The 26588-nt window shown below is 58.4% G+C and carries 30 protein-coding genes; 15 read left to right on the top strand and 15 right to left on the bottom strand.

All coding sequences use genetic code 11. The features are described 5' to 3' along the window. Positions 1–105: 105 nt before the first annotated feature. From ACIOYV_RS08330 to ACIOYV_RS08315, 4 genes are all read left to right on the top strand, one after another. Complete coding sequence (locus tag ACIOYV_RS08330) at positions 106–513, top strand: hypothetical protein (RefSeq protein ID WP_401322760.1); 408 nt, start codon at positions 106–108, stop codon at positions 511–513. Between the two features lie 209 nt (positions 514–722). Beyond that, positions 723–1718: an ankyrin repeat domain-containing protein gene (locus tag ACIOYV_RS08325; protein ID WP_401322758.1), complete on the top strand. Its 996-nt coding sequence runs from the start codon at positions 723–725 to the stop codon at positions 1716–1718. Between the two features lie 37 nt (positions 1719–1755). Next, positions 1756–2148, top strand: coding sequence for a hypothetical protein (locus ACIOYV_RS08320; RefSeq protein WP_401322755.1), 393 nt, complete (start codon positions 1756–1758; stop codon positions 2146–2148). A gap of 104 nt (positions 2149–2252) precedes the next feature. After that, the gene (locus tag ACIOYV_RS08315) at positions 2253–2516 is read left to right on the top strand and encodes a PAAR domain-containing protein (protein ID WP_401322752.1); all 264 of its coding nucleotides are present in this window, start codon (positions 2253–2255) and stop codon (positions 2514–2516) included. Between the two features lie 13 nt (positions 2517–2529). Here the strand turns inward: ACIOYV_RS08315 and ACIOYV_RS08310 are convergent, their stop codons facing one another. After that, positions 2530–3828: a mechanosensitive ion channel family protein gene (locus tag ACIOYV_RS08310; RefSeq protein WP_290027325.1), complete on the bottom strand. Its 1299-nt coding sequence runs from the start codon at positions 3826–3828 to the stop codon at positions 2530–2532. Positions 3829–4021: 193 nt separating this feature from the next. Between ACIOYV_RS08310 and ACIOYV_RS08305 the strand changes: the two genes are divergently transcribed. After that, positions 4022–5368 (top strand): DEAD/DEAH box helicase, encoded by a 1347-nt coding sequence (locus ACIOYV_RS08305; RefSeq protein WP_008153197.1) that lies wholly within the window; start codon positions 4022–4024, stop codon positions 5366–5368. 63 nt (positions 5369–5431) lie between these two features. Here ACIOYV_RS08305 and ACIOYV_RS08300 read toward each other — a convergent pair whose 3' ends face one another. From ACIOYV_RS08300 to ACIOYV_RS08290, 3 genes are all read right to left on the bottom strand, one after another. After that, positions 5432–6031, bottom strand: a complete 600-nt coding sequence (locus ACIOYV_RS08300; RefSeq protein ID WP_401322749.1) for a hypothetical protein — start codon at positions 6029–6031, stop codon at positions 5432–5434. 12 nt (positions 6032–6043) lie between these two features. Then, complete coding sequence (locus ACIOYV_RS08295) at positions 6044–6628, bottom strand: papain-like cysteine protease family protein (protein ID WP_401322746.1); 585 nt, start codon at positions 6626–6628, stop codon at positions 6044–6046. Between the two features lie 255 nt (positions 6629–6883). Continuing rightward, the gene (locus ACIOYV_RS08290; RefSeq protein ID WP_054049128.1) at positions 6884–7159 is read right to left on the bottom strand and encodes a hypothetical protein; all 276 of its coding nucleotides are present in this window, start codon (positions 7157–7159) and stop codon (positions 6884–6886) included. A 167-nt stretch (positions 7160–7326) separates the two neighbouring features. Between ACIOYV_RS08290 and ACIOYV_RS08285 the strand changes: the two genes are divergently transcribed. Then, positions 7327–8235, top strand: a complete 909-nt coding sequence (locus ACIOYV_RS08285) for a LysR family transcriptional regulator (RefSeq protein ID WP_401322742.1) — start codon at positions 7327–7329, stop codon at positions 8233–8235. Positions 8236–8399: 164 nt separating this feature from the next. Here the strand turns inward: ACIOYV_RS08285 and ACIOYV_RS08280 are convergent, their stop codons facing one another. After that, positions 8400–9134, bottom strand: a complete 735-nt coding sequence (locus ACIOYV_RS08280; protein ID WP_401322740.1) for a DUF899 domain-containing protein — start codon at positions 9132–9134, stop codon at positions 8400–8402. 174 nt (positions 9135–9308) lie between these two features. Between ACIOYV_RS08280 and ACIOYV_RS08275 the strand changes: the two genes are divergently transcribed. After that, entirely contained in the window at positions 9309–9698 is a 390-nt protein-coding gene (locus ACIOYV_RS08275; RefSeq protein ID WP_054049134.1) for a hypothetical protein, read from the top strand. Positions 9699–9824: 126 nt separating this feature from the next. On the opposite strand, the gene ACIOYV_RS08270 is transcribed toward ACIOYV_RS08275, so the two are convergent. The 3 genes from ACIOYV_RS08270 to ACIOYV_RS08260 form a co-directional block, all read right to left on the bottom strand. Next, positions 9825–10694 (bottom strand): DUF6279 family lipoprotein, encoded by an 870-nt coding sequence (locus ACIOYV_RS08270; RefSeq protein ID WP_163909006.1) that lies wholly within the window; start codon positions 10692–10694, stop codon positions 9825–9827. Between the two features lie 78 nt (positions 10695–10772). Beyond that, on the bottom strand, positions 10773–11492 hold the full coding sequence (locus tag ACIOYV_RS08265; protein WP_163909007.1) for a TorF family putative porin: 720 nt from the start codon (positions 11490–11492) through the stop codon (positions 10773–10775). Between the two features lie 204 nt (positions 11493–11696). Beyond that, positions 11697–11885 (bottom strand): hypothetical protein, encoded by a 189-nt coding sequence (locus ACIOYV_RS08260; RefSeq protein ID WP_017337097.1) that lies wholly within the window; start codon positions 11883–11885, stop codon positions 11697–11699. A 351-nt stretch (positions 11886–12236) separates the two neighbouring features. Between ACIOYV_RS08260 and ACIOYV_RS08255 the strand changes: the two genes are divergently transcribed. The 4 genes from ACIOYV_RS08255 to ACIOYV_RS08240 all read left to right on the top strand — a co-directional run bounded on the left by ACIOYV_RS08255 (position 12237) and on the right by ACIOYV_RS08240 (position 16408). Next, entirely contained in the window at positions 12237–13073 is an 837-nt protein-coding gene (locus ACIOYV_RS08255) for a S1 RNA-binding domain-containing protein (RefSeq protein WP_054049140.1), read from the top strand. A 46-nt stretch (positions 13074–13119) separates the two neighbouring features. After that, on the top strand, positions 13120–13524 hold the full coding sequence (locus ACIOYV_RS08250) for a DUF2177 family protein (protein WP_401322736.1): 405 nt from the start codon (positions 13120–13122) through the stop codon (positions 13522–13524). A 363-nt stretch (positions 13525–13887) separates the two neighbouring features. Continuing rightward, positions 13888–15339 carry an NCS1 family nucleobase:cation symporter-1 gene (locus ACIOYV_RS08245; RefSeq protein ID WP_401322734.1) on the top strand — a complete coding sequence of 484 codons (1452 nt, stop codon included), beginning with the start codon at positions 13888–13890 and terminating at the stop codon, positions 15337–15339. A gap of 136 nt (positions 15340–15475) precedes the next feature. Then, complete coding sequence (locus ACIOYV_RS08240; protein ID WP_054615797.1) at positions 15476–16408, top strand: DMT family transporter; 933 nt, start codon at positions 15476–15478, stop codon at positions 16406–16408. On the opposite strand, the gene ACIOYV_RS08235 is transcribed toward ACIOYV_RS08240, so the two are convergent. Beyond that, positions 16353–17531, bottom strand: coding sequence for an MFS transporter (locus tag ACIOYV_RS08235; protein WP_401322731.1), 1179 nt, complete (start codon positions 17529–17531; stop codon positions 16353–16355). The two genes, ACIOYV_RS08240 and ACIOYV_RS08235, sit on opposite strands and share 56 nt — an antisense overlap. 103 nt (positions 17532–17634) lie before the next feature. Here ACIOYV_RS08235 and ACIOYV_RS08230 point away from each other — a divergent pair, with 103 nt between their 5' ends. Together ACIOYV_RS08230 and ACIOYV_RS08225 are read left to right on the top strand one after the other, a co-directional pair. Continuing rightward, positions 17635–18528 (top strand): LysR substrate-binding domain-containing protein, encoded by an 894-nt coding sequence (locus ACIOYV_RS08230; RefSeq protein ID WP_401322728.1) that lies wholly within the window; start codon positions 17635–17637, stop codon positions 18526–18528. A 139-nt stretch (positions 18529–18667) separates the two neighbouring features. Beyond that, positions 18668–18796 carry a PA1414 family protein gene (locus tag ACIOYV_RS08225; protein ID WP_003184145.1) on the top strand — a complete coding sequence of 43 codons (129 nt, stop codon included), beginning with the start codon at positions 18668–18670 and terminating at the stop codon, positions 18794–18796. A 294-nt stretch (positions 18797–19090) separates the two neighbouring features. Here the strand turns inward: ACIOYV_RS08225 and ACIOYV_RS08220 are convergent, their stop codons facing one another. From ACIOYV_RS08220 to speB, 6 genes are all read right to left on the bottom strand, one after another. Next, positions 19091–19342, bottom strand: a complete 252-nt coding sequence (locus ACIOYV_RS08220) for a phosphopantetheine-containing protein (protein ID WP_054049151.1) — start codon at positions 19340–19342, stop codon at positions 19091–19093. Positions 19343–19395: 53 nt separating this feature from the next. Next, a complete protein-coding gene (locus ACIOYV_RS08215) occupies positions 19396–20121 on the bottom strand; it encodes an MBL fold metallo-hydrolase (RefSeq protein WP_054049153.1) in 726 nt (241 codons plus the stop codon). 85 nt (positions 20122–20206) lie between these two features. Beyond that, a complete protein-coding gene (locus ACIOYV_RS08210; protein WP_163909014.1) occupies positions 20207–21586 on the bottom strand; it encodes a sodium:solute symporter in 1380 nt (459 codons plus the stop codon). 164 nt (positions 21587–21750) lie between these two features. Continuing rightward, positions 21751–23268, bottom strand: a complete 1518-nt coding sequence (locus tag ACIOYV_RS08205; protein WP_401322725.1) for a purine-cytosine permease family protein — start codon at positions 23266–23268, stop codon at positions 21751–21753. Between the two features lie 54 nt (positions 23269–23322). Beyond that, complete coding sequence (locus tag ACIOYV_RS08200; protein ID WP_401322722.1) at positions 23323–23745, bottom strand: YybH family protein; 423 nt, start codon at positions 23743–23745, stop codon at positions 23323–23325. A 9-nt stretch (positions 23746–23754) separates the two neighbouring features. Further along, positions 23755–24705: an agmatinase gene (gene speB, locus ACIOYV_RS08195; RefSeq protein WP_054049162.1), complete on the bottom strand. Its 951-nt coding sequence runs from the start codon at positions 24703–24705 to the stop codon at positions 23755–23757. Positions 24706–25076: 371 nt separating this feature from the next. Here speB and ACIOYV_RS08190 point away from each other — a divergent pair, with 371 nt between their 5' ends. Both ACIOYV_RS08190 and ACIOYV_RS08185 read left to right on the top strand, forming a co-directional pair. Beyond that, the gene (locus tag ACIOYV_RS08190) at positions 25077–25970 is read left to right on the top strand and encodes a LysR family transcriptional regulator (RefSeq protein WP_007945995.1); all 894 of its coding nucleotides are present in this window, start codon (positions 25077–25079) and stop codon (positions 25968–25970) included. A 4-nt stretch (positions 25971–25974) separates the two neighbouring features. Continuing rightward, positions 25975–26571 carry a tRNA-uridine aminocarboxypropyltransferase gene (locus ACIOYV_RS08185; RefSeq protein WP_163909016.1) on the top strand — a complete coding sequence of 199 codons (597 nt, stop codon included), beginning with the start codon at positions 25975–25977 and terminating at the stop codon, positions 26569–26571. The last annotated feature ends 17 nt before the right edge of the window (positions 26572–26588 follow it).

Genomic DNA, 26588 nt, shown 5'->3' with positions numbered 1-26588 from the left:
AAAGGGAACGGATTTATTTTCTACACAGTCGGTAAAAACATCAGCTCTGGAAATAAGAAAAATAAATCTGTCCCCTTTTCGTTTCATGAAATGTAAAGGTGCGAAATGATTGAGACAGCGGAGGAGTTTGTTGCGTTACGCAGTAGTCAAATAAAAGACGAATACGATAGAGCTGCAATGGAAGAAGCTCCTATATCTGTGTGGCGCGAAGTTATAAGTGAGTATCCTGACTATAGGAAGTGGGTTGCGCATAACAAGACGGTTCCTCTTGAGATTCTTGAGGAGTTATGCGTTTTTTCGTCGGATGTGAGACGATTTATTGCCTCAAAAAGAAAGCTATCGCTTAAGCTTTTCGAGCTTCTTTCCAATGATTTGGATGCTGATGTAAGGGTCGAAATTGCAGCGAATAATAAGGCGCCAAGGACGGTCTTGGAGAGCCTGTTAATGGATGCAGATGAAGATGTAGTGAGTGCGGCAAAAAATAACTTAGAGCGGCGGGGATATACTCGCTAGATTTTCTGCTGGTGATTGTTTCAGTAAAAGGAGAGCGGATGGAAAAAAGTAGACCAACTTATTTTTTTTCTCTCATACTCGTGCGAAGAACCAAAGGGAGAAGCTAAAGTGTTCACGTGTCCAGGAACGATGTAGCGTGAAGCACTATAGGGTTTTATGTTGTCGAACAACGTTTGACATGTTTAGGGATCCCAATATGAGATTTCTGTATGCTGCAATTAACCCCTGTCTTTAACCGTTTCCGCACTGCCTGTATCGTCACTTCGGTTCTCCTCTGCGGTCCGAGCCTGGTGCAAGCTCAGTCAGCGGACGTGTCCAAGCAACTGGATAATGCGGTGCTTCAATACGCTTATTCCAAAGAGCAGAAAGATCTTGATGCCGTGAACCGGTTACTCAAGAGTGGCGCCAAACCTGATATTCAGATTTTGTGGCATGCCGCTTATTACAAGAGTCCTGACCTGGTCGATCGTTTTCTTGAATTTCCGGTTGATGTCAATCAACCCATTAGTGATAACGGTGAAACAGTACTGTTGTCCATGCTGGGGCATATGGGCGATCCAGAAGAGCTCAAAGATACAACGCACATTGTGCATAGTCTGCTCAAGGCTGGTGCCGATGCTAATGTGATTGCTCAGGGCGGGACTAATACCCCACTTATTGCGGCGGCGAAGCTAGAGAACTCATCGGCGCCGGAGCTGATTAAGTTACTTTTACAGTTTGGCGCTGATGCCAAGATGGTGACCCCGCAGGGGTTCTCGCCACTCATGAAGTCGGCGTCTGATCTTGATGTTATCAAGGTATTGATTGCCGCTGGCACCGATCCTTATGGTGTCACCAAGGTAGGTTCAACTGCTTTGCATTTTGTTTGCGAGCGCGCCTATGGGCTGAGCGATCAACCTGATCCGCAAGCTGCACAACGGATTGCCCTGCTGCACAAGGCCGGCACTTCGATTGATGCATTTCAGCCACAGCAGCAGGCATGGCCTGTTGGAACACCTTTGCTGGAAAGCGCAATCCACCACAATCCTGACTGCACCAAGGCCTTGATGGCAGCAGGTGCTGATAAGGATGCTCTCGCTTTCCCACCGGAATATGTGGCCGAATATCCAAGTGCGAAAGGCCAAACGGTGCGTCAAAATGTACTGAAGTCAGCTAAAGATGTACCTGATCTGTATTCGGATGCCATTTTGAAATTGTTCAAGTAAGTCCAGTAGACCGAGCACTATTAATTTAAGGATGAATATGAAAAACACAGCATTGATCTTCGTACTCGCAAGCACTTTTTCAACCTTTAACCTCGCGCAGGCAGAGGAAGTTGATCCCGCAGTGCTGAAGAATGTCTACGATTCCACACGCAACATTTCCGGTCTCATTACTTACTGTGTCGATAAAGGCTTTCTGAAGTCGGACAGTACTGAAAACGCCAAGAAGATGGTGGCGTACGCGGCGGGTATGCCTGGCGATCTGGACACCCGTGACGGGGATAAGAACGAAGCCTATGGTCGAGAGGGTAAGGGCAAGGGGCCGGACGGAAAGTACGAGAGCGTGGAAAGCGCCGCACCTCAGGGTGTTGCAGCCTGGTGCAAGGGCGCCGATGAGGGCGTGCGTGAGGGGTTGAAGTCAGTCGGTTTGTGAATGCGTTGGCTGCACATGCCAATATGATTCCCTAGACTGAAAGACGCTCGCTTGCTCGCGAGCGTTTTCAGGGGATATTCGGCTTTTACAGGGATGATCAGATCATGAAAGACATCATTCGATTAGGCGACTCCACCAGCCACGGCGGCGTGGTGCTGGAGGCCTTCTTCCAGACCGACCTCAACGGCAAGCCGATTGCCGGTGTCGGCCACAAGGTCAGTTGCCCACTGTGCAAAGGGATTTTTCCGATTGCCGAGGGCAGCAGCACTTACACCGTCGGTGGCATTGCAGTGGCGCTGGACGGGATGAAAACCGCGTGCGGTGCCGCGCTGATTGCCAGTGGCCCAAAGGGCGCGGTGATCAGTTGAGGATCGAACAGGATTACATGACGTGTTTTTCCGGCTCGGGAATGTGGCTCGCGCCGAGCACTGCTGGCAGCAACCCGGATCGTAGATCCCCGCCACTCGGCTGCTGATACAGGCTCAAGCCAAACTCCGGCAGCACTGCCAGCAAATAATCAAAAATATCACCCTGGATCCGTTCGTAATCCGCCCAAGCGGTAGTGCGGGTGAAGCAGTAGATTTCCAGCGGTATGCCCTGGGCGGTGGTCTGCATCTGGCGGACCATGCAGGTCATGTTCGGCTGAATCTCCGGGTGGCTCTTCAGATACGCCAACGCATAGGCGCGGAAGGTGCCGATGTTGGTCATGCGCCGGCGGTTGGCCGACATTGCCGCGACGTTGCCCTGGGCTTCGTTCCAGGCTTTGAGTTCGGCTTGCTTGCGGCTGATGTAGTCGGTCAGCAGGTGCACCTGGGCCAGTTTCGATTCTTCGTCATCGCGCACAAACCGCACGCCGCTGGCGTCGATAAACAGGCTGCGCTTGATCCGACGTCCACCGGACTGCTGCATGCCGCGCCAGTTCTTGAATGATTCGGACATCAGGCGCCAGGTCGGGATCGACACAATGGTCTTGTCGAAATTCTGCACTTTGACCGTGTGCAGGGTGATGTCGACCACATCACCGTCGGCGCCGACTTGCGGCATTTCGATCCAGTCGCCGACCCGCAGCATGTCGTTGCTGGTCAGTTGCACGCTGGCAACGAACGACAGCAGGGTGTCCTTGTAGACCAACAGAATTACCGCCGACATCGCGCCCAGACCCGAGAGCAGCAACAACGGCGAACGGTCGATCAACGTGGCGACGATGATGATCGCGCCGAGCACGTACAAGACCATTTTCGTCAGCTGTACGTAGCCTTTGATCGAGCGCGTGCGGGCGTGTTCGGTGCGGGCGTAGATGTCCAGCAGGGCACTGAGCAGGGCGCTGGCCGCCAGCAGCAGGAACAGAATGGTGAACGACAGGGCCACGTTACCGAGGAAGATCCGGCTGGTCTTGCTCAGTTCCGGCACCAGGTACAGGCCAAACTGGATCACCAGCGACGGCGTCATTTGCGCCAGCCGGTGGAAGACCTTGTTGTGCCGCAGGTCGTTGACCCAGTGCAGCGCCGGTTGGCGGCCGAGCATCTTGGTGGCGTGCAGGATCAGGTAGCGCGCCACTCGTCCGAGGACCAGCGCCACGACTAATAGCAGGATCAGCGCCAGGCTGGAATGCAGGAGCGGATGCTGGTCGAGGGCGCCCCAAAGGTCTTGGGCATTGAGCCAGAGCTGTTTGATATCCATGGGCGAAAACGATTCTTCTGTAGGTTGCGTCGGGGCGATTAGAGCATTTAAGACGCTGCGGATGACGTTTGGAGACAAATCAGGCAACAAAAAAGCCACTGTTTACTGTCGTTTGCATAAAGAAACTCGGCCTTCGCGCTCGAAACCGTTACCCTATGCAGCTGTTTTTTTGTATTTCTTCGAGGTAGCACCCGTGTTTTCCCAATTCGCCCTGCACGAACGCCTGCTCAAAGCCGTGGCCGAGCTTAAATTTGTCGAGCCAACGCCAGTGCAAGCAGCGGCTATTCCGCTGGCGCTCCAAGGGCGTGACCTGCGGGTGACTGCGCAAACCGGCAGCGGCAAAACCGCTGCATTCGTTTTGCCGATCCTCAACCGTCTGATCGGCCCGGCCAAAGTCCGCGTCAGCATCAAGACCCTGATCCTGCTGCCGACCCGCGAGTTGGCACAGCAGACCATCAAGGAAGTCGAGCGCTTCGCCCAGTTCACGTTCATCAAGTCCGGCCTGATCACCGGCGGTGAAGACTTCAAGGTCCAGGCCGCCATGCTGCGCAAGGTGCCGGACATCCTGATCGGTACGCCGGGCCGGATGATCGAGCAACTGAACGCCGGCAACCTCGACTTGAAAGAAGTTGAAGTACTGGTGCTCGACGAAGCCGACCGCATGCTCGACATGGGCTTTGCCGAAGACGTGCAGCGTCTGGTGGAAGAGTGCACCAACCGCCAGCAGACCATGCTGTTCTCCGCCACCACCGGTGGTTCGGGCCTGCGCGAGATGGTCGCCAAAGTCCTGAACAACCCTGAGCACTTGCAGCTCAACAACGTCAGCGACCTGAACGCGACCACCCGTCAGCAGATCATTACCGCTGACCACAATCAGCACAAAGAACAGATCGTGAACTGGCTGCTGGCCAACGAGACCTACCAGAAGGCCATCGTGTTCACCAACACCCGGGCCATGGCCGACCGTATCTACGGCCGCCTGGTGGCGCAGGAATACAAAGCGTTCGTGCTGCACGGTGACAAGGACCAGAAGGATCGTAAACTGGCGATCGACCGTCTGAAGCAGGGCGGCGTGAAAATCCTGGTTGCTACCGACGTTGCCGCTCGCGGTCTTGACGTGGAAGGCCTGGATCTGGTGATCAACTTCGACATGCCGCGCAGCGGCGACGAATATGTTCACCGTATCGGTCGTACCGGGCGTGCCGGCAACGATGGCCTGGCCATCTCGCTGATCTGCCACGGCGACTGGAACCTGATGTCGAGCGTCGAGCGCTACCTCAAGCAGAGCTTCGAGCGCCGCACCATCAAGGAAGTCAAAGGCACCTACGGCGGACCGAAAAAGGTCAAGGCCTCGGGGAAAGCCGTTGGCGTGAAGAAGAAAAAAGTCGACGCCAAAGGCGACAAGAAGAAAACCGGCGCCAAGGCACCGACCAAGCGCAAAATCGCCAACCGCCCGAAGACCGACGCCCTGTCGCTGGTCAGCAAGGACGGCATGGCGCCGCTCAAGCGCCGCAAGCCGGAAGCGCCGGCTGCTGAATAAAGCGCCGTAGTCTTCCAATAAAAAACCCGGACAATGTCCGGGTTTTTTTATGTCCAGCGTTTGTCAGCTCCCCAACAGCCCACTGGTGTCCGCATCAAAGCGTTGCTTGGCCTGATTCGCCGCCGGTTTCAGCAGGGCGAGCAGGGCGGCTTCGCTGTACAGCTGAGTGACCGCCAGTTCCTTGGGCGTCGGCTCGATCGGAATCAGCACGTCTTCCGTGTCGGCATGCAGCCAGATCGCGACTAGGTGAATGGCCGAGACAAACAGCAACCGCAGTTCAACGGTTTTACCCTGCAGTTGCGGCGACTGTTCCGCCAGTTTCAACGCACCGACCGTGGCGGCCGCCATGGCCCCGTGGTTCAGCGAGGAAAACTCGACATGCCCGCGCACATCAGCCAATTGCGCATCGGCAATCGTCACGCCATCGGAAAACACCAGGTAATGCCAGTCGCCAACCTTGGCGGCTTTCAGGCCTTTGCCCTGGCTCAAATCCTCCAGGCTGAGCGAGTAACCGCGATAGGCTTCGCTGAGACTGATTTTGCTCGGTGTAGCATTGGCAAACTGGCGATTGATGCCGAAGCCTTGGGTTTGCAGCGCCGCTTGCAGCGCCGGACGCAAGGTTTGCACGCCGTTGGAAGGCGCCTTTGGATAAGTCAGTTGCATGATGTCGCCCTCCTAGTTTTTTACGGTGAAGTAAGTGTTGGTCCAGTTGCCGCCGCCGTTGTAAGAACCGGGGAACGAGTTCAGCGCGCGGGTCGAGTAGCCGTAGATCGAATCCGCGACCAGCACGTAGTTGCCGTTGGTGCCATAGATCGCCAGGAAGTGCGCACCGCCGCCGTACCAGGCGCAACGCAGACAGACCGGGCGGCCCATGTTGATCTGGTTCTGAATCGCCGACATTTGCAGCGAACCCTGATTCATCCCGTTGAAACTGCGGGTGATCCGCAGGGCGGTATCCAGATAGCCGTACACGTTGCACGGCCCCGCCTGATTGCAGCAGTTACGGTCCAGCGCAGCGCTGGCCACGCCGCATTGGGTCCAGGACCCGGTGCCGTAATAGTTGCCGACCGAGGCGGAGGCCGCCGCCCAGCACCAGTTGGTCTGGGTTTGTTGCTGCATCGTGAAATTGAGGCTGCCAGCGGCGAGTGCGCTGAGTGGTGCAGCCGATTCGACCTCGACCAGATGCGGGTCGAGCAGATGATTTGCCAGGCACCTTGGCAGTGTTTCGCCGGTGAATCGTGTTGCTTCAGTGGTTAACATTTTTCAATCCTCCATGAATGAAAACTAGCGTCCAGCTAGTGGGTGTACAGCGGTGTTGCCGAGCGATCGGCGTATGCGGTTTGCCATGTTTGATGGCCGCTCCGATCCGGGCTCGAGGTAACCTTAGGTGTGGATATGCGTTTATGCAAATAAATAAATGCACTAATGCAAATTCCAAAGCGAAAAATCACATCCGTCGGCGGCTCTTACACGCCTGTAGGAGTCGCCGAAGGCTGCGATCTTTTGACTTTGCTCTTAACCTTCGGCCTTCTTATCCGCCGTATCCAGTTCCTTCAACCGCTGATCAATCAACTGGCACTTGTCCGGCAGATCGGCACTGGCCGTGCCCAGATCCATCTTCTGCAGTTCGTCGTTTATTTCCTTGGCTTTCTGCGGATTCTGTTGCGTGAGCCTGGTCACTTCCTTGGCCAGTTGCTCGCGCTTGGCGGTGGCTTCTTCGGGGGTACACGCCCACGCAGGCAGGGCACAGACTAGAGCGGCAGCGAGGGTCAGCTTCATCAGGGTTTTCATAGGACAGGCCTCAGTTCCGGTTAAGGCGGGTTACCCGGTTGAGGGGTTGATTGCGTCAAAAGTTCAGCCTGTCGAGCCCCTGGCGGTGTGTGGGTTGAAAATCACGAAGGGGCATTACTTTGATAATGCGTTAGTATCGGTCCGACTTATTAAGGAACCCATACATAATGCGAGGCAGTGAATACGCCCAGCTGAGGGCCTTTGTCGCGGTGGTCGAGCATGGCAGTTTCGTGCGGGCGGCGGCTCATTTGGGCATGTCGGCCTCCGCGCTGAGCCAGACCATCCGCCAACTGGAAGAGCGGCTGGACGTGCGTCTGCTCAACCGCACCACTCGCAGCGTGTCGCCCAGCGATGCCGGCGCGCGGTTGTTGTTGCGCTTGCAACCGGCGCTCAACGAGGTCGACGCAGCGCTGGCCGGGGTCACGCAAACACCGGGCACGCCGCCCAGTGGTCGACTGCGCATCAATGCGCCACGGATTGCGGCGATTCATTATCTGGCGCCTTTGATTGGTCCGTTCCTGAACACTTATCCCGGCGTGAGTCTCGACATCGTGACTGATGAGCGTTTGGTGGACATGGTCGCGGGTGGTTTTGATGTCGGGATCCGACTCGGTGAAAGCCTCGATCAGGACATGATCGCCGTGGAGTTGAGCGGGCATCTGGAAATGATGGTCGTGGCGTCACCGGCGTATATCGAGCAGTTCGGTACGCCGCACACGCCGCATGATTTGAGCGAGCATCAATGCCTGTCCTATCGCTGGCCCACGGACGGCAGTCTGTATCGCTGGGAGTTTGAGCGCGCGGGTGAACGGCTGGCGATTTCGGTGAATGGTCCGCTGGTGGTTACCGAGCCGGAAATGCTCACCCGAGTGGCGCTTGAAGGGGCGGGCATTGCGTACCTGTTTGAGCATCAGGTTCGCGAGCACATCACTTCCGGGCGGCTGGTGCATCTGCTGCCAGAGTGGACGCCGGCCTTTCCCGGTTTTTACCTTTATTACCCGAATCAGCGGCAGATGGCCCCGGCATTGCGGGCGTTTGTGGATTTCGTGAAGAAGCCAATGCCTCCGGATTCCTGATTCTAGTGTGGGAGCGGGCTTGCTCGCGAAGGCGTCGTGTCAGTCACCATCGATGTTGTTTGACACACCGCTTTCGCGAGCAAGCCCGCTCCCACAGGAGAGTGCATTCCAATGTGGGAGCGAGCCTGCTCGCGAATGGCTGCCGCGCCCCGGACTCCCCGGAATTACCCCCCATGACAGCAACTGGACGCCCCCTTGTCGTCGTATTGGTCGTGGTGCTTCACCCACTCCATGATCTCCTCTTCATTGCGCCCCTTGGGCGTCAGGTCGAGGTAGTTGTAGGCGCCGACCAGCAGGTCCAGGCCCCGTTCATAGCTGGAATAGGTGTGGAAGATATCGCCGGCTGGGTTGCGATAAAACACGCTGAGGCCGGGGAGTTCTTCTTCGGTCCATGGATTTTTTTCGTAGTTGTAGGTCGCCGTTCCTGCGTCGATGTCTTCGGCGCGGGCGGAGACGCCAAAGTCGTAGTTGAAATCGCAACCGTCTGACGACACCCAGTCGAATTTCCAGCCCATGCGCCGCTTGAAGGCCTGGAATTCGGCGAATGGAGCGTGGGAAACCGCCACCACCGCCACGTCATGGTGAGCCAGGTGCAGGTTGGCGCCGTCGATATGGTCGGACAGAAACGAGCAGCCGGTGCAGCCTGCGTCCCAGCCTTTGGCGAACATGAAGTGATAGATGATCAGTTGGCTGTTGTCGCCGAACAGGTCGGCCAGTTTCAATTCGCCATTCGGACCCTGGAAGCGGTAATCCTTGTCGATCCTCACCCAAGGCAGGGCGCGGCGTTCGGCGCTGAGTCTGTCACGTTCCTTGGTGAAGGCTTTTTCGTGGACCAGGTGTTGCTTGCGGGCGGCGAGCCATTCTTCTCGCGAGACGACGGGATGATTCTGAATGTTCATGGGTTTTCTCCTGCGCGATGCTGGGAGTTGGCTTACACAGCCTAGTCGTTTGGTCTGTGGGAAATTCGACATACCACCGGTCGGTGCCGTTCAAAACCCCGGCTGAACGGCTACCCAACCTGCCTGTCACAACCTATGAAGGCCATCACACACTCTGGCTTGGAGGTTGAAAGGATGACGACTTATAACTGGGATTTGATTGAACGCTTACTGCACGAAGTGCAGCACGGTGAAGGCAGTTACACGCCTCGGGCCTATGCCGAGCAGTACGCGGCGGAGAAAGCATCGGAAGGCGAGCAGACTGAAAACCTGGATCACCTGAAAGCGGTGGCCGGCGAGTACGAAAAGTTGCTGCTGGAACGCGGTTATATCGAGCCCCGGCCGGAAGAGCAGGGCGGCAGCGGTTCGAACTACATTCTGACGCCGCGTGGCTCGAGTTTATTGAGCCTGATCGACAGCAGCATTCCGGGCAATGATCATCCTCGGCAGGTGTTGGATGAGCAGCAGGATGCGCTGGATGAAGTGACGTTTGATCAGGTGGCGTCGAAAGCGCAGATCGCCTGAAGAACACTGCAAAACTAATGTGGGAGCGAGCCTGCTCGCGAATTCGGTCTTACATTCAACATCTATGTTGAATGTAATGGCCCATTCGCGAGCAGGCTCGCTCCCACATTTGGATTGGTGTTTGGCTTAGCCTTGCTTCACAGCCTTCAAACATTTCAAATCATTGAAATCCTTCCGCACCCCATCGATCTTCTTCAACAACCGCTGCCGCTGTTCCGGCGTGCTTTCTGCCATCAAATCCACGAGCAACCCTCGGGCCTGATCCTCGGTGTTGGCGTAGGCCTGGCGGTAAGCCGGTGTCCATAAACTCTCGCGATTGACCAGAAGCATCTCGATCCGCTGTGGGAATTCTGCACTCTGGCGCTGAGCCACCGCCGCGCTGAATTGCTTCTGCCAATGCACACGGTTGGCGATCCACTGTTGATTCTGGTCGCCCAAGGCCTTCGACCACGCCGTCACACGTTGCTGCTGAGTGGGGCTGAGCGGGCCGAGCCAGTCATTCAGGCGTTTGTCCATGCGCTCGCCACGGTCCTTGATTTGCTGATCAAGGGACGGCTTGAGGTAATCCTCCTGACGTTTGCGCTGGTCCTTGGCGAAGGCGTCGTTCATCTCCGCCACTTGCTGGTCATTCAGTCCTTGCAGCAACTCAATGGCCGACGGGGTGATTTCCTTGGCGGTCTGGGCGATGGCTTGCTTGGCTTCCTGGGTGCGGGCCTTGAGCGCTTCATCGGTGACCTGATTGGTCTCGACCATCGCCTGCAACCGGTCCAGCCAGTCCAGGTAACCCGGCAGTTGGGTGGTGCAGTGCCAGCTCAGGTGTTCCTTGAGGCGTTCGTTGAACCAGCCTTTTTGCTCGCCGTTCATGTCCAGGTAGTCGCTGAGCGTCCACGGGATGATTACGTCGAGGTTGCGGTAAGCCAGTCCCACGCGGCTGCAAGCGCCGAGGGCCAAGGTGATGGTGACGAGGAGGGCAATGCGTTTAAACCAGCGCGACATGGGCGAGTCCTTGCGAAGCCTGGCTTCTTTGAAGGTGTCTCTATGTGAACGCAAGATAAGCCCGGCAGTTCAAGCCAATCAATAGAAGGAGCGTTCGGCCTTCAGCGTGACCAGCCCGTCGCATTGGCTGTTGTGCCCGGAGTACGCGGAGCAATCGCTGCCGCTGAGGTTGGAGTCGCTGTAGATCAGGTCCAGGTCGACGCCCATGAACGCTCGGGACAGTTGCAGCGACCAGTCGGTGAAACTGCCGATCGCGCCGCCGTCGACGGACACCGGGGTGTTGAGCTGGTGGGTGGTGTATTTCATGCTGATACCGATGCCGAACGGCTGATTGCCACCCAGGTCGGCGAACACGGTGCTGTTCTGTTTATCCGGGTCGTTGCTGAAGGCGGCGCCAAAACGGCTGCCGAGAAAGGTCAGGCCACCGAACAGCTCCTGGCTGTCGAGGGTGTCCACTTTCGGATAGCTGTAATGGATCATGCCGACTTCGTAGCCGAGGGTTTTATCGAAGGGTTGTTTAAAGCCCATGTAGGAATCGACTTCAAGGTTACTGCCTGGACTCAAACCCATGCTCGGCGACCATTGGCCGACGTAGAAGCCGCTGTCATGACTCAGGTCGAGACCACCGTGGAACGAGCCGGTACTGGCGGGCTTGACCAGCCCTTGGGCCATGCTGCGGCTGGGGGTGGTGCCGAGCTTGAGGTCGAAGTCACCCAATTCACGCTGGAAAATTTGCGCGTTGGCACTCGAGCACGACAAGAGGAGGGTGCCGAGCAATAGATAGGAGGGTTTGAGCATGCGTCACTCCATGACCGCGAGGAGCAGTAACCGAATCTGCTGAAACGCTTAATCTAGACGTGTGCAAGCATACCGGCGAATGCTCGGCATTGAGGGCCGTTCGTCGATTTCTGGAATATTGATTGGATTTTGCGGGGTATTGCGGAGGTTCCAGTCCAAGCGCTTCGAAGCTCAAAGCGCTTACGGACCAGTTAAAGCAGGGTGTTACTTTTTGCCGAGCGTGATTTGCTTCGACGGGCCGAATGTCTGGCCGCTGACGCCTTTGGCAATTTGCTGGATCTCGCCACCGGACTTGAGGAAAGCAGCAATCTGGTTGTTGATAGATTCGCTGGTTTCAACGGCTGGAGCTGGCTTTGCTTTGCTATTGGATGCTTTTACACGCATGGCGGCCATTAACCTGTAGAAAATTAACTTGGCCAGGCATCGTACAGGAAATACTTGACAATTGCTTGGTAAATATCCCCCTGAAATAACCAAGGGCATCACTCGATTATTCACAAGTTATTGTGCGAATTGCCCGGCTAAGCTGCTGTTTTAAATAAGAAGACAGGCTGTCAAAAAGCTCATTCTTCTCGGCTGGGACTGGAAGAGGGCGCAGGATCCGTCAGACGAGCGGCCTCAGGCCCGTCCACGAGCCCAGGAAAATTAAGGCTTCCAGAGGAATTTCTCGCGCCACCGGGCTGGCTGGCGAACGCGGCCCGCAAAACCGGGTAGAATGCCGCCCACGCAATGAGGGTATTGGAAATGGCTTTAGTCGGGCGTTACAACAGTTTGCAAGTGGTTAAACACACTAACTTCGGTTTATATCTGGACGGTGGCGCGGACGGGGAAATCCTTCTGCCTAATCGTTATATCCCTAAAGATATTCCCAGCGAAGATGAAGATTGGCTCAACGTTTTTGTTTATCTGGACAGCGATGACAAACTCATCGCAACTACCGAAACGCCGAAAGTTCAGGTCGGTGAATTCGCCAGTTTGAAAGTCGTTGAAGTCAACAGCATCGGCGTGTTCCTGGATTGGGGTCTGCCGAAGGATCTGTTGCTGCCGTACTCCGAAGAAAAGCGCCAGATGACTGCCGGCGAGTATGTGGTGGTGCACGTCTACCTCGACAAGCACACCCGCCGCATCACCGCGACCGCGCGCCTGGACCGTTACCTGGACAAAACCCCGGCCAACTACACCCCGGGCCAGGAAGTTGACTTGCTGGTGGCCGAAGCGACCGATATGGGCTTCAAGGCAATCATCAACAACAAGCATTGGGGCTTGATCCACAAGAACGAAATCTTCAAGTTCATGCGCGCCGGTAAAGAAGAGAAGGGCTTTATCAAAGAAGTCCGCACCGACGGCAAGATCAGCCTGAGCCTGCAACCAGTCGGCGAAGAAGCGGCCACCAGCCTGAACTCGAAGATCCTCGCCAAGTTGCGCGACAACAACGGCACTCTGCCGATCAGCGACAAGAGCGATCCGACCCTGATCAGCAGCATGTTCGGCGTCAGTAAAGGCAACTTCAAGAAGGCCATCGGCGCGTTGTACAAGAACGGGCAGATCGTCATTCATGCGGATCGCATTGAACTAAGCTGACCTCGCGCCGGCCCCATGTAAATCGATGACATGGGGTTGGACTGCGATGAAAAAGGCTCTTCTGGCTTACGTCGGCACCTTGCTGGCGTTTCTCGTGCTCGACGGCCTCTGGCTCGGCGTGCTGATGGCGCCAACCTACCGCGCGCTGCTCGGCTCGCTGATGCTCGACCAACCGCTGCTGGCCCCGGCAGCGGTGTTCTATCTCCTTTATGTCTTCGGTTGTGTGGTGTTTGTGGTGTTGCCGGCGCAGAGCTGGCAACGGGCCGCACGCCTGGGCGCGTTGTTGGGGTTGGTGGCTTATGGCACTTATGACCTGAGCAACTGGGCGACGCTGAATGGATGGTCGGCGCGGTTGGCGTTGATGGATATGGCGTGGGGGGCTTTTGCGACTTGTGTGGCTTGTTTGGTTGGTTTTTTTGTGGCGAACAGAGTGGCCAATACCAAGCCGTGATTTTCGCTGGCTGGACGAATGCTTTCGCGAGCAGGCTCGCTCCCACAGTGGTTTTATGTTTGGCTGAAGATCTTCATTTCACGCGAGTCCCCTGTGGGAGCGAGCTTGCTCGCGATTGACTGCGTAGCATTCCCATATTCCAGTTGTATACAGATAAGCCTGCACTGTTTGCAGGCGTAGATGCCCTGTTCGTGGGCAATATCTCTTCCTTGATGACGTTCGCGCTTCGGTCTGTTCGCGCCTGAAAGCCCGAAATGTCACACCTTTCACCCGCATGGCACGCATTCTGCGTAGAAACTCGTATACAAATAACGCCGGTTCCCGTACGCAGTGCGGCGCTCCGGTTCTAACGAGGAGCCCGCGATGACCGAGCAAATGCCCAACGGCTATAGCCCCCGCCTGTATAACCAGGACCTGGGGCCGCTGCCGCAAAAATGGAATTGGTACAACATCTTCGCTTTCTGGATGAGCGACGTGCACAGCGTCGGCGGTTACGTGTTCGCCGCCAGCCTGTTCGCCCTCGGGCTGGCAAGTTGGCAGGTGTTGATCGCTTTGCTCGGCGGGATCTGCATCGTGCAGTTGATCGCCAACCTGGTGGCCAAGCCGAGCCAGCAAGCGGCGGTGCCGTACCCGGTGATCTGCCGATTGGCGTTCGGCGTATTCGGAGCGAATATTCCTGCGGTCATTCGCGGCCTTATCGCAGTCGCTTGGTATGGGATTCAGACGTACCTGGCGTCCAGTGCGCTGATCATCGTGGTGCTGCGGTTTTTTCCGACGATGGCGGTCTACGCCGAACCGCATTTCGCCGGTTTGTCCTACTTGGGCTGGTTCGGATTCCTCAGTCTGTGGTTCGTCCAGGCGCTGGTGTTCTGGACTGGTATGGAGTCGATCCGCCGTTTCATCGATTGGGCCGGTCCCGTGGTGTATGGCGTGATGTTCGTGCTCGCCGGCTGGATCGTCTGGCAGGCTGGCTGGAGTAATATCAGCTTCACCCTCGCGGAAAAATCCCTCTCTGGCTGGGAAGCTTTCGGACAAGTGATCGTCGCGACAGCGCTGGTGGTGTCGTACTTTTCCGGACCGACCCTGAATTTCGGCGATTTCAGTCGCTACTGCCGCAGCATGGCGGACGTGCGCCGGGGCAATTTCTGGGGCTTGCCGGTAAATTTTCTGGCCTTCTCCCTGGTCACGGTGGTGATTGTCTCCGGCACCTTGCCGGTGTTCGGTGAAATGCTCCACGACCCGATCGCCACCGTGGCGCGCATCGATAACAGCGTGGCAGTGCTGCTCGGTGCATTCGCCTTCGTCACCGCGACCATCGGCATTAACATCGTCGCCAACTTCGTGTCCCCGGCGTTCGACTTCGCCAACGTCGCCCCGAGCAAAATCAGCTGGCGTGCCGGAGGCATGATTGCCGCCGTGGCGTCAATCTTCATCACGCCGTGGAACCTGTTTAACAACCCCGAAGTGATCCATTACACACTGGATGTACTCGCGGCGTTTATCGGTCCGTTGTTCGGGATTCTGCTGGTGGATTACTACCTGATCAAAAAGCAGCAGATCGATGTGGATGCGCTATTCAATGACGGGCCGGACGGTAAGTATTACTACAGCGGCGGGGTCAACTGGACGGCGGTCAAGGCGTTGATTCCTGCAACGCTGATGGGCGTGGCGATCACCTTCACGCCATTGCTGCAACCGATGGCCAACTTTGCCTGGTTTACAGGGTGCTTCCTCGGCGGCGTGTTGTTCTTCATCCTGGCCAAGCGCGAACAGGCCCAGCAACCGACGACGCTGATGACGCAACCGGGAATTTAAAGGTCTCTGGCAGGCGGCATTTTCTGGACAGCTGGTTAATAATCGACAGCATAATTTTTCGCCCCCGACCTTGAGTCGGGGGCTTTGCTTTTTACTGTCGAGTTACTGCCATGGATTGTATTTTCGAGGTGTTCCGGTGAGCGCCACCCGGCGTAGCGCCGATGGGTTTGCCCTGCAAGTGATGCTCGGGCTGTGCCTGATCTGGGGCGTGCAGCAGGTGATGATCAAATGGGCTGCGCCCGATATCGCGCCAGTCATGCAAGCCGCCGGACGCTCGGGCATTTCTGCTTTGCTTGTAGGACTTCTCATCTGCTGGAAGGGCGGTTGGGATCAGGTCAGTCATACGTGGCGCGGTGGACTACTGGCCGGCGCGTTGTTTGGCCTGGAGTTCTTCTTCATTTCCGAAGGCTTGCAACTGACCACCGCCGCGCACATGTCGGTATTCCTCTACACCGCGCCAATCTTCACCGCGCTGGGCGTGCATTGGTTGTTGCCGAGCGAGCGTTTGAGACCGGTGCAATGGCTGGGGATTTTTCTCGCGTTTGTCGGGATCGCCGTCGCGTTTGCTGGTGGCGTGTCTTGGGATAACCTCGACCACCGAATGTTGATGGGCGATGCGTTGGGCGTACTGGCCGGCGCTTCGTGGGGCGCGACCACGGTGGTGGTGCGCGCCTCACGCCTGTCGGAAGCACCAGTGACCCTGACGTTGTTTTATCAATTGATCGTCGGTTTTGTCGGCCTGTTGTTGATCGCGGTCCTCAGTGGCCAGGTCACCCACGTCAGCCTGACCACCGTGGCGGTGGCCAGCGTACTGTTCCAGGGTCTGGTGGTGTCGTTTTTCAGTTACCTGACCTGGTTCTGGCTGCTGCGCCGCTATCTGGCGGCGAACCTGGCGGTGTTTTCGTTCATGACGCCTCTGTTCGGCGTCACGTTTGGCGTGGTGTTGCTGGGTGAAGACCTGAGCCTCAACTTCGTGATCGGCGCGGTGCTGGTGTTGCTCGGCATCACTTTTGTCAGCGCTGAGCAGTGGGTGCGCCGTCGTTTGCGCAGAGCTCTCGGCCAGCACTGAGTGGACCCAGCAGCAAACCGCCGGCGATCAGCAAGCCGCTGCCGGCGACGATCAGCGCGGGTTGCAGACCTCCACTGAAATGGCTGCTGGTTGCGGCCAGCAATGGCCCGGCGAGTTGTCCCACGGCAAAGCACGCGGTCAGCAATCCGGCGTTGCGCTGGGTGGCGTGGGGCGCCAGCTCCCGGGAGCGTTGCATCACCAATTGCATACAGGCCAGGAACGGCGTGCCGCAGAGGATGACGCCCAACGCCAGGCCCGGGCCGCTGCCCAGCAAGCAGGCGAAGACCCCGGCGGCTTGCAACCACAACGTCGCCATCAGCCAATGCCGTGTGGCGTTGGGGTTGTGCCGACGCAAACTCACCAACACCACACCAATCGCTGCCGCGAGGCCGAAGCACGGCCAGAACAGATCCGCCATCCATTGCCCGTGGAACTGCGCGTTGGCCATCTGCGAGAGGAACGTGGCCGGGATGATGTAGCCCAAGCCATATAAACCGTAGATCAGCCCTAAACGACCGATGCCCGAGTTGCCTGAAGTATTAACAGTCGGTGCAGCAACTGCGGTGGCCGGTTGCGGCAGGAAGGGCAAAATCCCCAGCAGCATCACCAGCGCGACGGCGGCATACACCAGCCACAAGGTTGCGGAAGTTTGCCCCTGCAGGTGTGAGCCCAAGGCCAACAACCCCGTCAGAAAAATCCCCAAACCCGGTCCGGCAAATACAAGGGCGCCCAACCGTGGGCGACCGGCCGCCGCAGCCAATGGTTGGCTCAGCGCGGTGATCATCACCAATACCCAGGCGCTGGCCACGCCGGTGCCGAAGCGCAGCAGCAGATGGGACCAAAAGCCGTTGGCCCAGAACGACGCCAGGGTCAGCAGCACGCACAGCCACAAACCACCGAGCAAGCGCAGGCGAACGTGGTGATGGCGGCGAGCGAACATCGCGTCCACCGCGCCGACGAAGTAGCCGAGGTAGTTGGCCGCAGCAATCAGACCGGCGGCGGTCAGGTCGATCTGACCTTCGCTGAGCAAGTGCGGCAGTTGCGGCGTCAGGGCGAAACGCCCGATGCCCATGGCCATCATCAAGGCGATGAAGCTGGCGGTTAAGCGAATCAGAGGGGACATGGTCTGAGTTCCTGCAATGGATCAATGACCGTCAGGCTAGGACTGATTGACTTTCTTTTAAAATGAATAATAGTGAGTAACTTGTTCTGATTTGGAGAAGGTCGTGGAATTCAGCCAATTGCGGATTTTCCAGGCAGTCGCACAGGAAGGTTCCATCACCCGTGCGGCCGAACGCCTGCACCGGGTGCCGTCGAACCTGTCGACCCGGCTTAAACAACTGGAAGAGCAACTGGGCGTCGAACTTTTCCTGCGTGAACGTCAGCGCTTGCAGTTATCACCTGCAGGAAAAGTCCTGTTGGACTACACCGCCAAGCTGTTTGCCCTGCACGACGAAGCCAGTGCGGCGGTGCAGGGCGGGCAACCGGCCGGTGACTTCGTGCTCGGCACCATGTACAGCACGGCTGCTATCCATCTTCCAGGGCTATTGGCGCGTTATCACCGCACTTATCCGGCGGTGAACCTGCAAGTGCAGTCCGGCCCCAGCGGCGAATTGCTCGAAGGTTTGCTCACCGGGCGGCTCGATGCGGCGCTGGTGGACGGTCCGCTGGAACTGGCGGGCCTCGACGGCGTGCCGTTTTGCGACGAACGGCTGGTGCTGATCAGCGAGGCCGATCACCCGCCGATTCTCAACGCGATGGATGTGCAGGGGCGCTCGGTGTTCACCTTTCGCCAGGGCTGTTCGTACCGGATGCGCCTGGAAGCCTGGTTCGCCCATTACCATGCGGCGATGGGGCGGGCGATAGAGATCGAGTCTTATCCGGGGATGTTGGCCTGTGTGGTCGCCGGCTCTGGCGTGGCGCTGATGTCGGAGTCGATGCTCGCTAGTCTTCCGGGGCGCGAAAGCGTGGCGGTGCACCCGTTGGCCGAGCCATTTGCCAGCGCGACCACGTGGCTGATGTGGCGCAAAGGCATGGTCGGGGCGAATCTGAATGCCTGGCTTGAGCAGCAACAACAGGCCTATCCGACAGTGCCGAGCCAGGTGTTGGCGACGGCTTGAACTATTGGTCAGCTATTTTGATCAATTCAGTAACAGATCATTGCGATCTTGGGCGAGCATTGCGTAGGACTTCGGACTATTATCAGTGCGAAGTGGCTACAGAATTCCGGCCACTCGGCACTACCCTGAAGGGGGCACCATGAAAGAGAAAATCCAAAACTGGCTGCACGACTTGGGTGTCGCACTCGGTTTGATCGAACCGCCTCTGCAACCTGTGCCTATTCGCACTGACGACGAACAGCGCCGACGCCAGCCGCGCCGCCGGTAAGTTCTGCCGAGCAACGCGTGTCGCAACTGCCGAGCAACGCCTGTCGCAACTGCCGAGCGCTGCCTGTAGCAGCTGTCGAGCACCGCGAGGCAGCGTTCGGCTGCGAAGCAGTCGTAAAACCTGTATGCATTATTTCCCTGACACACCGCACCGCCTGATCTCACGACGACTTCGTCGCCGAACGCAGCCTCGCAGGCTCGGCAGCTGCTACAACCGATCGCAGCCTCGCAGGCTCGGCAGCTGCTACAACCGAACGCAGCCTCGCGGTGCTACAAGTACAAGGGCCGCGCTAATTCAATGCCGCCCGATCCTCACTAAAAACCGACTCAAATCCTCCGCCGTCCTGGCGTCCTTGAGCATCCGGTCTTCTTCCGCCGTAAACGCCGTCAACCCCAACTCATCTTCCAGATGGAAGATCAATTCCTCGATATCTTCTTTATCCAGGCCCAACTGCGCCAGGCTGGCGTTGTCGTCGAAGTCATCCTGACGTTCCAGCAGGCGGCTGATGAAACGGTGCACGGCAGCACGCACGGCGGCTCTTTTCATGGTCGTTCTTCGAGGGCGTTATTGTTGTTGTCCCTGGCTGAGTACAGCAGGCTTCAGCCGTGGGAGCGCTGCCACTCGTCAATCATCGTGCGCAAATGTTCCCCGGAGAAACTGCCGAAATGCCCGCCATGCACGGTGCGGATCGGCAACGCGTGCAAGCGCTGCAAACTGCGGGCGTAGTCGTCGAGGTTGGAGTGGTAGGCATCTTCGATCAGCGGCCCGTCGTAGATGATGTCGCCGCTGAACAAGGTCTCGGTCGCCGCTTCATACAGGCTGATGCCGCCCGGTGAATGCCCCGGCGTGTGCAGCACTTGAAGCACGCGATCACCCAGGTCCAGCACGTCGCCTTCTTCAATCATCCCGGTGGCTGGCGCGGCTTTGACCCGGTATTCGGCGTAACACAACGGGCAGTCGGGGTGCGCTTCGAACATCTCGTCGCCGACAAACGCCGTGCTCAAAGTGTTTTCGCCATCGGGCTCGGCGAGGATCTGCGCTTCAGCCGGGTGCACCAGCCGTTCGGGAAATTCGTGATGCCCGGCGATGTGGTCGAAATGGCAATGACTGGCCACCGCCACCAGCGGCCGCTCAGTGATCCACGGCAGTTGCTCGCGCAGGCTCACCAGCCCCGAGCCACTGTCCAGCAGCAGGTCCTTGTCGCGACCCTGGATGTGCCAGAGGTTGCAGCGGTAGAACGGTCGGATGTAAGGCTCGTGAATCAGGCGAATGCCATCACTGAGCTGTTTGACCTCGAACCACTGGTCGCGGCTGACGATCTTCATAAGCAGATTCCTTCAGACGAAAAAAAACGGGTGTGGCAACCGACGCCACACCCGTCGAAGAAAGCATCAGTTCTTTATAGAAAGCTTAGACGGCACTCGCCATCACGGCCGGGCGACGGGACAGCAAGCTCACCAGCACAAAGCTCACCAGGCCCACACCCAGGCTGTAGTAGATCGGGGTGTTGGCATCCAGACCGTCCTTGAACATGAATACCAGCGCGGTGGCGAAGCCCATGCCCATGCTGGCGATAGCGCCGGCGGTGGTTGCGCGTTTCCAGAAGATCGCGCCCATCAGCGGGATCAGCATGCCGCCCACCAACAGGTTGTAGGCCAGGGTCAGGGCGCTGATCACGTCATTCACGACCAGTGCGATGCCGAGCACCACGATGCCGGTGAACAAGGTGAACAGGCGGTTGATGCGCAGGCTCGACTGTTTACCGCCGCGCAGTTTCGGCAGCAGGTCTTCGGTCAGTGTGGTGGCGGCGGCGAGCAGGCCGGCGCTGGCGGTGGACATCATGGCGGCCAGTGCCGCAGCGATCACCAGGCCACGGATACCGTCCGGCAGGGACAGTTTGACGATGGCGGCGAAGGCGTTGTTGACGTTGTCCAGGTCCGGGATCAGCACGTGAGCGGCCATGCCGATCAGGGCGCAGGCCAGTCCGTAGAGGATGCAGTAGAAACCGGCGAACGTACCGGCGTACTGCGCGACTTTGGCGGACTTGACGGTGAACACTCGCTGCCAGATGTCCTGGCCGATCAGGATCCCGAAGAAGTAGATCATGAAGTAGGTGATGATGGTGTCCCAGCCGATGGTGGTGAAGCTGAAGGCGGCTGCCGGCAGTTTCAGCACCAACTCATCCCAGCCGCCGACGCGATACATGCAGATCGGCAACAGGATGAACATCAGGCCCACGGTCTTGATCACGAACTGGACGATGTCGGTCAGGGTCAGCGACCACATGCCGCCGATCGCCGAGTAGATCACCACCACGCCACCGCCGAGCAATACCGAGACCCAGAACGGCAGGCCGAACAGCACTTGCAACACGGTGCCGATCGCCAGGATCGAGGTCACGCCGATCATCAGCGCATACGCCAGCATGATCACCGCGCTCGCCGAGCGGGCCATCGGGTTGTAGCGTTTTTCCAGGACCTGGGTAACGGTGTAGATCTTCAATTTCAGCAGCGGCTTGGCGAGGAACAGGTTCAGCGCCACGATCCCGCAACCGAGTGCGGCACACAGCCAGAAGCCGGAGATGCCATGCACGTAGCCCAAACGCACGGTGCCGACGGTGGACGCGCCGCCCAGTACGGTGGCGGCCATGGTGCCCATGTACAGGCTCGGGCCGAGGTTACGACCGGCGACCAAAAAGTCTTCGTTGGTCTTGGCTTTGCGCATGCCGTAATAGCCGAGTATCAGCATCGCGGCGGCGTAGATGAGTACGACGAATAAATCCAATGCCATGATGGCGTGTCTCCGATTGTCTTTTTTATGGTGAAACAAAGGTGTTTCTGTGGGGCGCTTCTCTGTGGGAGCGGGCTTGCTCGCGAATGCGGTTTTTCAGTCACATCGATGTTGGATGTGCCGCCGTCTTCGCGAGCAAGCCCGCTCCCACAGGTGGATCTGTGTCAGGCGGGCTGACGGAGTTCAGGCTTTGCGACGGCGTTGGTGCCCTTGCTACGCGCATCCTGCGGCCCAAACACTTCCCGTGGCTCCGGGAACAGGCTGAGCAAGGTCAGGTACACCAGCGAAGCCAGGCCCAACGTCACCGGCAGGCTGATGTCGATGCCACCGGCCAGATCACCCAGCACACCAACGAACTGCCCCGGCAGGTTCACGAAGCACAGGCCGACCAGTGCGCTCGGGATCCATGCACCCAGGCCACGCCAGTTCCAGCCGTGGGTGAACCAGTAGCGGCCACCTTTCTCGCCACGGGTGAACACTTGAAGGTCATCCGGGCAGTAGAAGCCGCGACGCACCACCAGGCCGATGATCATGATCACCATCCATGGGGTGGTGCAGGTGATGATCAGCACGGCGAAGGTCGACACGCTCTGCACCAGGTTCGCCGCAAAGCGCCCGATGAAGATGAAGGCAATCGACATCACGCCAATCAGCAAAGTGGCCTTGACCCGCGACAGCACCCGAGGGAACACGCTGGACATGTCCAGCCCGGTGCCATACAGCGACGTGGTGCCGGTGGACATGCCGCCGATCACCGCGATCAGGCACACCGGCAGGAAGAACCAACTCGGCGAAACGGCCAGCAGACCGCCGACGTAGTTGTTGGCCGCAATGTAATCCGGTGCCTTGATCGCCACGATGGTCGCGGTGGCCAGGCCGAACAGGAACGGGATGAAGGTCGCGATCTGCGAAATGACCACCGCCGCCATGATCCGGCCTTTTGGCGTGTCGCGCGGGATGTAGCGCGACCAGTCACCGAGGAACGCACCGAAGGAAATCGGGTTGCTCATCGCCACCAAAGCAGCACCGATGAACGCGGCCCAGAACCCTGGTTGACCCATGCTGACGGTGCCGGCGTAGTTCACATCGAAGGGACCGGCGAACGCGAAGATGCCCAGCAAGAACAGCAGGCTGGCGCTCCACACCGCGATCTTGTTGACCCACAACAGGAAGCGGAAGCCGTAAATGCACACGGTCAGCACCAGAATCGCGAACAAACCGTAGGCCAGGCCCAGGGTCAGGTCGGTTTCCGGCAGGCCGATCAGGCGTTTGGCGCCACCAATCAACGCATCACCCGAACTCCACACCGAGAGCGAGAAGAAGGCGATGGCGGTCAACAGCGACAGGAACGAACCGACGATCCGCCCATGCACGCCGAAGTGTGCACCGGAAGACACGGCGTTGTTGGTGCCGTTGATCGGGCCGAACAGGCCCATCGGCGCGAGGATCAGCGAACCCAGCAACACACCCAGCACGATCGCCCAGACACCGGCCTGGAACGAGAGGCCGAACAGCACCGGGAAACTGCCGAGCACGGCGGTGGCAAAGGTGTTGGAGCCGCCGAAGATCATCCGGAACAAGTCCGTCGGGCCTGCGGTGCGTTCGCTGTCCGGGATCTGTTCGACCCCGTAGGTTTCAATTTGCGTAAGGCTTTGGTCTTTGTCTTTGTTGTTGTTATTCATGATCAGCTCCGATCATAAAGGCGCGCTCATCGTGTGTGAGCGTCACCTGTTTGGCTAAGGGGATGGCAGCCCTTCCGGCATTGCGGACAAATGTTCATGACAGGCCAGCCATAGGCCTTGTTGTTCTTGGCCAGACGCTTGTTTCTTGAAAACAATCGTCTCGCGCTCCTGGCTGAAGTGTTGCTCCCCTTGCATGCGCAGCTCGGTGGCCACGTCATGGATGAAAATCGCCACGTCACCTTGCAGGCTGACAAAGGCGTTGCTTGAAGCGCACGAAAGCACTTCGAAGCCATCCTCGGCGCGCCAGTTGTCCCACAATGCCTGGTAGGCATCACGCGACAGCAGGGGCTGTTCGAGGGTGTAGAACACGAAGCTGGCATCGGCGCTGAAGGCGCCGAAGTAGGCTTCGCGATCGTTACGGGCGAAAGCAGTCACCAGATCGGCGGCGGCTTTCAAAACCTGATCGCGTTCGTTCATGACCAATCCTCAGCGGTGGGCCACGCCAGGCAGTACGCAGAGCATTTCGTACAGCAGGTTGGCGGCCAGCAGCGAGGTATTACCGGTGGTGTCATAAGCGGGCGAGACTTCTACCAGATCGCAACCGACCAGGTCGAGGCCTTGGCAGCCACGCACGATTTCAATCGCCTGAATGGTCGTCAGACCACCGATTTCCGGGGTGCCGGTGCCAGGTGCCCAGGCCGGGTCGATGCCGTCGATGTCAAAACTCAGGTACACCGGACCGCCGCCGACTTTCTCGCGAACCTCGGCCATCAGCGGTGCCAGGGATTTGTGCCAGCACTCTTCGGCTTGAACCACACGGAAGCCTTGTTTGCGGCTCCAGTTGAAGTCTTCGGAGGTGTAGCCCTGGGCGCGCAGGCCGATTTGCACTACGCGGTCGGGGTCCAGAAGACCTTCTTCGACGGCGCGACGGAACGTGGTGCCGTGGGCGATTTTCTCGCCGAACATGTGATCGTTCACATCGGCGTGAGCGTCGATGTGCACCAGGCCGACCTTGCCGTGCTTTTTATGGATGGCACGCAGGATCGGCAGGGTGATGGTGTGGTCGCCGCCCAAGGTCAGCGGGATCACGTCGTGTTCGAGGATGCTGTGGTAGGACTCTTCGATGATCCGCACGGCGTCGAGCAGGTTGAAGGTGTTGATCGCCACGTCGCCGATGTCGGCAACCGACAGCGAATCGAACGGTGCAGCGCCGGTGGCCATGTTGTACGGGCGGATCATTACCGATTCAGCGCGGATTTCGCGAGGTCCGAAACGGGTGCCGGGGCGCAGGGAAGTACCGATGTCCAGCGGCACGCCAATAAAGGCAGCGTCCAGGCCGGCAGCAGTAGTCAAATGGGGGAGTCGCATCATGGTGGCGATGCCGCCGAAGCGCGGCATTTCGTTGCCGCCCAGTGGTTGGTGAAGAATCTTGTCCACGGGTAAGGCCTCATCGTCGTTGTTTTATTTATGTCGGCACGCCGTTCACGGAAGGTACGGGCACCGCTGTGGGCCGATCATGCGAAATGTAGTGGGCGAGAAGAATCGCTACGGGCAAATACTTAGTTCAGATTTTTCTAAACTAATGGAAAGTGTGGCGATAGACTGACGACGTTTTGTTCGCAACTGACATTCCCCGTAGCAGCTGTCGAGCACCGCGAGGCTGCGTCCGGCGGCGCAGCCGTCGTGAAACCTGAGCGCGAGGTTCTCCTGAATCACCGCGTTGTTTGATTTAACGACGGCTGCGCCGCCGAACGCAGCCTCGCGGTGCTCCACAGCTGCTACGGACGGTTTCTGCTGGAGTACGCCCCATGGCCAACGCTTTACCCGACTTGAAACTTTTGCGCATCTTCGTCAGCGTGGTCCGCCATCAGGGGTTCGCCAACGCCCAGCAAGAACTCAACCTCTCGACGTCGGCGATCAGCACCTACATGAGCCAGCTCGAAGCCGCGCTGGGCCTGGTGCTCTGCCATCGCGGGCGCGGCGGTTTCAGCCTGACCAGCAAGGGCGAGTTGTTCCATCAGGAAACCTTGCGGCTATTAGGCGAACTCGAAGGCTTCGAGCAATACGCGGCAGCGCTCAAAGGCGAACTGCGCGGCACGCTGAACCTCGGGGTCATCGACTCCACCGTCAGCGACAAGGCCTTGCCCTTCGCCGAAGCCATCGGCGCCTACAGCCAGGAACACCCGGCCGTGCATTTGCACTTGTCGGTGATGAGCCCCTACGAACTGCAACTCGGCGTACAGGACAACCGTCTCGACCTGGCCATCGGTGCGTTTTCCACGCGCATGAGTGGGTTGGTCTACATGCCGCTGTACCGCGAGCAGCACTGGCTGTATTGCAGCAGCCGGCATCCGCTGTTCACCGAACGACGCATTCCCGAACAAGTCATCACCCAGCAACGCATGGTCGGTCGCGGCTATTGGAGCCAGGCGGAACTGGCGCGTCACGGTTTCAAACACAGCGCCGCCACCGTGGAAAGTATGGAAGCGCAACTGATCCTGGTGCTGTCCGGCGCCTACATCGGCTACCTGCCGGAGCACTACGCCCAGGCCTGGGCCGACAAGGGCGATTTGCGGGTGTTGCTGCCGGCGACATTCGGTTATCAGGCACCGTTCTCGATGATCGTGCGCCGTGGCCGCAGCCGCGAGCCGCTGATCCAGACCTTCCGTGATTTGCTCAAAGCACAGCTCAACCAGGCTTAAGACTATGTCTAGAATCCAGTGCCCACGCTGCCTGCGCCCACAAACCCATTGCCTGTGCCCCCTGATCCCGAGCCTCGACAGCCGCACCCGGGTCTTGCTGTTGCAGCATCCCAGCGAAGTGAACCATGCGCTGAACACTGCGCGGCTGGCGGCGTTGGGGCTGAAGAATGCCGAGTTGATTGTCGGTGAAGTGTTCGAGGATTTGCCGGTGTTGTTGAATCGACCGGGGTATCAGGCGCGATTACTGTTTCCCGCTGAAGAGGCGCAGCCGTTGCAGGCTTACACCTCAACCGATGAACCCTTGCTGCTGGTGGTCCCGGACGGCACCTGGCGCAAGGCGCGCAAGATGTTGCACCTCAATCCGCTGCTGGCGGCGTTGCCTCGGGTGACGTTGGCGGAGGGCGGTGTGTCGCGCTATCGGTTGCGCAAGGCTCCGGGGCCGGGAGCGTTGTCGACGGTGGAGGCGATTGTGCAGGCGTTGCAGACCCTCGAAGCGCCGACCACGTTCGAGCCGTTGTTGAAACCGTTCGAGGCGTTGATCGAGGGGCAGATTGCGGCGATGGGGGAGGAAACCTTCCAGCGTAACCATGGGCCGAAATAGTCGGGTCACTAAGGGCC

The sequence above is a fragment of the Pseudomonas sp. NPDC087342 genome, assembly GCF_044744265.1.
Lineage (GTDB): Bacteria > Pseudomonadota > Gammaproteobacteria > Pseudomonadales > Pseudomonadaceae > Aquipseudomonas > Aquipseudomonas nunensis.
The sequence above is the reverse complement of the archived record's forward strand: the minus strand, read 5'-3'. Positions and strand labels throughout refer to the sequence as shown.